Genomic DNA, 3,705 nt, shown 5'->3' on the forward strand with positions numbered 1-3,705 from the left:
TTCGCGGTCAGGCCACCCCCATCGGGATACCGCATGACACCGGAATACACCCGCCAGCGAGATCACCGTCACCCTAGGCCGAAAACCTCAGTAGCGTCCGCCGTCGGCCGCGCACCGCTTTTTCGCCATCGAGCCAGTGGGTGGCGGAAGGCTGAGGGAGTGCGCGGTCGGCCATGAGGTGGGCGATGTGGACGTAGTAGCTGTAGTCGCCCGAGGCGGTGCTCTCGCGCAGGTGGGCGATCGTGGCGGTCGGTGTCGGCGTACACCTGAACGTGGCGGTGGCGGCCCGCTGGCGTGCTTCGGGGTTCGAGCACTGCACGTCGACCGCGACGACCTGCAGTGGCGCAAGATCGGCTGACGTAGCCTGAGCGCCAGCAGATGAAGCAGGAAGGGGCCGGCCCACAGGGCTGGCCCCTTCTCGTGTGCGGTCAGCCGGTCAGGGGCTGCCACCGGTCTTCCTGCGGGGGGTCGAGCCTGCTGCCCCACACCAGCGCCCCACCGACCAGGCGGGTTTGTCCCGCGTGGCCAGGGCCGGGGATTGGAGCATGTCGGCGACGTCTTCCAGGTAGGTGGCCAGCGTGTCGAGCTCGTCGCTGGGGCCTTCGGTGGAGCGGGACCAGCTGCCCAGGTAGCCGGTCGCGGCGTTGATGGGGATTCTTGGAAACGGCTCTGGCCGCAGTTCCGTGAATCCCCAGGCCAGCGGGAACGCGGGATCGTTTCGGCGGGGTGTTTCCTGCCGTGGCGAGCAAGACGGTTGAGGATGTGCTTTTCCCGGGATCGATGTGCGGGTGGAGGGGGTGAACGACTCCTCCGACGTCCTGGTGGTGGAGGCAGTGTCGACGGCTCGGCCAGGCCGGTGCCCGAACTGCTGCAAGCAGGCCAGGCGCATACACAGCACGTATCAACGCACCCTGGACGAACGGCCGTTGGGCTCGCGCCGGGTCATCGTCCGGCTACGGGTGCGCCGGTACTTCTGCGACCGGAAGAACTGTTCCCGCACGACGTTCGTCGAGCAGGTACCGGGCCTGTCCGAGCGGTACCGCCGCTCCAGCACCGGGCTGACGGGCTGGCTGCGATCGAGCTCGGCGGCCGTCCCGCCGCCCGGCTGTGCCGACGCCTGCGGCTGACCGCGGGCCGGACCCGGCTGCTCAGGCTGCTGGCGGCGCCGGCGGTGCCGGACCGTGCCCCGCGGGTGCTGGGAGTGGACGAGTTCGCCTTCCGCAAGGGCTGCACCTACGGCACCGTTCTGGTCGACGTCGAGGTCGGCCGGGTCGTTGACGTGCTGCCCGACCGCACCTCCGAGACGTTCGCGGCCTGGCTCAAGGACCATCCCGGCGCGGAGATCATCTGCCGGGACCGGGCCACCGCTTACACCAAGGCGGTCAAGGAAGCCGCCCCCAAGGCCCTCGAAGTCGCTGATCGTTGGCACCTGTTGCAGAACCTGTCCGCCGCGGTGGAGAAGACCTGCCACCAGCACCGTGACTGCCTGCGCAAATACGCCGAGGAGAAGACGGGGCCCGAGGTGCCCGAGGCGGCCCCGATGCTGTTACCTCCCGCGGAACTGCCCCGCACTCAGATCATCGAGCGCACCCGTCACCGCTACGAGGACCTCCACCGCCTGCTGGAGAAACGCTGGACGATCAGTGCGATCGCCCGTCGGCTGAACCTCGACCGCAAGACCGTCCGCCGCTTCCGCGACACTGACCTTGACCAACTGCTTGCCTCCGCCCGCGACCGCCGCCCCAACGGGGTCCTGGAGCCGTTCAAGGCATACCTGAACACCCGCTTCGCCGAGGCGCAAGGCCAGGTCAGCGGCACCCGCATGTTCCTGGAGATCCAGGCCCGCGGCTACCGGGGCAGCCGCCAAGTCGTCCGCAAACACCTCGCCGCCCTCCGCGCTGGCACCGCCGAACCGGTCCGGGCCGATATCCCCAGCCCTCGAAAGATCACTTCCTGGATCATGCGGCCCCGGGAGTCGCTCACCGAGAGCCAGGACCAGCGGCTGCTTCAGGTCCGGCTCGCCTGCCCGGACATCACCCGGGCCTGCGACCTCGCCCGCGCCTTCGCCGACCTGGTCCGCCACCGGCGCGGACACCTGCTGTTGGAATGGATCCGGCAGGCCGAACAGGACGCGCCGAAGCCGATGAAGGGCTTCGCCGGCTTCCTCCGCCAGGACCTCGACGCCGTCACCGCCGGCCTCACCCTGCCATGGAGCTCTGGGTGGTCGAAGGCCACGTGAACCGGGTGAAAACGCTCAAGAGGGCAATGTATGGCCGAGCCTCGTTCGACCTCCTGCGGACCCGCATCCTCACCCAACCATGACTATCGCCGAGTAGGTCCGGAGGAGGATGGACGGTCATCCGGCACGTCGCCTACAGTCCCGCTGTTTACGAATGATCATTCTCAACGCATCCCACCCATACGGAGCCGACGCCACATCGACAAGGGAAGCCCGCTGATGACCACCGATCCGGAGCCTACGCTGCACCACGCCGTGGACGTCACGGTGGAAGACGCCTGGGCGATCTTGGAGTTCCTGGCGCCCCGTCTGGAATCACTGGAGCGCGCTCACGATGGCGACACGGAGGAGCACCGCACGGCCGCAGCTCTCGCTGAGGCGATGTCCGCCCTCGTGCTGGCGCTCGAATCAGAAATCCGCGGCCCCAACAGAGGGCGTCTCCGCAACCGCTCGGCCCCACCGCCCACTCCCGTCCCTTCGCCGACCGAGGACGAGCGGATCGCCAAGAAAAAGCGGCGACTCACCATGATCGCGGAGTACTGGAACCAACTCTGCGGCATCGTTCACCCCTGGCGCGAGAGCGACGGCTACGACCGGGCCCGGTGGCACCCGGTCACCTTCCTGGACACGGCCGCTGAGGCCGAGTATCACCGGCGCGTCGCCGAAGCCGGCCTCCGGAAGGCCGAATAGTCGTGAACACCGCGATGTCCGTCACGGAACTGCGGCCAGAGCCTTGAATTCGGCCAGAGCCGCTCTTCCTCGTCAGTTGATCCGGTTTTGAACGGTGTGGGGAGGGTGGGGAGGGTGGGGAGCGTGAGCATGTGATGGGCGCGACGTGGGCAGGTTCCGTGCCAGGCGGGACGGTTCGATCATGTGGCCCAGCCGGTGCGGGTAGCGGACCCTGAGCGCTGCGGCTGCCACCGTCGCGGCAGCCAGGACGACGCTCCCCAGCAGCAGGGGTGCCGAGTAGCCGGTTTCCAGCAGAGGTTGAGAGATCAGAGGGCCGATGATCTGCCCGATTCCGTAGCCCGCCGTCAGCAGCGCGACGGCTCGCGGCACTTGGAGGTGCTCACCGAGGGCCAGTGCCAGGGAGGTGATGCCCACGAACGTGCCGCCGAAGGCAGCCGCCGCGACGAGCGCGCTGACGCTGCCGGGAACCAGCCCGGTGAGGGCGATACCGGCGGCCTGGAGCATCAGGGCCAACGCCAGCAGGGTGGGGCGGCTCCACCGCCGGGCCAGGGCCGTCCACAGGGCCGAACCGGGGATCGCGGCCAGTCCGACGACGACCCACGCCCCTGCACCGACCCAGCCGGGGGCGTCCTGGGTGATCGAGGCGACGAGGAAGGTGCCTGCGATGATGTAGCCGATGCCTTCGGGGGGTGTGAACTGCTGCCGCGGAACAGCGCACGAGTGTGATCTGGCGTGTATGAGTGAGTGTCCGGGTTGTGGTGAGTGCGCAGGGAACG

At 68.6% G+C, this 3,705-nt stretch carries 4 protein-coding genes; 3 read left to right on the forward strand and 1 reads right to left on the reverse strand.

Features of this window, described 5'->3' with window-relative positions; all coding sequences use genetic code 11:
- The first annotated feature begins 797 nt into the window (after positions 1–797).
- The 3 genes from ACFV7R_RS46805 to ACFV7R_RS46815 all read left to right on the forward strand — a co-directional run bounded on the left by ACFV7R_RS46805 (position 798) and on the right by ACFV7R_RS46815 (position 2,929).
- Positions 798–1,127 (forward strand): transposase family protein, encoded by a 330-nt coding sequence (locus ACFV7R_RS46805; protein ID WP_385276863.1) that lies wholly within the window; start codon positions 798–800, stop codon positions 1,125–1,127.
- A complete protein-coding gene (locus tag ACFV7R_RS46810; protein WP_385276871.1) occupies positions 1,124–2,239 on the forward strand; it encodes an ISL3 family transposase in 1,116 nt (371 codons plus the stop codon). The genes ACFV7R_RS46805 and ACFV7R_RS46810 overlap by 4 nt, the downstream gene beginning before the upstream one ends.
- A gap of 219 nt (positions 2,240–2,458) precedes the next feature.
- A complete protein-coding gene (locus ACFV7R_RS46815; protein WP_385276865.1) occupies positions 2,459–2,929 on the forward strand; it encodes a hypothetical protein in 471 nt (156 codons plus the stop codon).
- Between the two features lie 72 nt (positions 2,930–3,001).
- Here the strand turns inward: ACFV7R_RS46815 and ACFV7R_RS46820 are convergent.
- Positions 3,002–3,705: YbfB/YjiJ family MFS transporter (locus tag ACFV7R_RS46820; RefSeq protein WP_385276868.1), on the reverse strand; the 704-nt coding region annotated here is incomplete at its 5' end.

Origin of the sequence: Streptomyces sp. NPDC059866 (genome assembly GCF_042731325.1) — a bacterium.
Taxonomy (GTDB): domain Bacteria; phylum Actinomycetota; class Actinomycetes; order Streptomycetales; family Streptomycetaceae; genus Streptomyces; species Streptomyces flavusporus.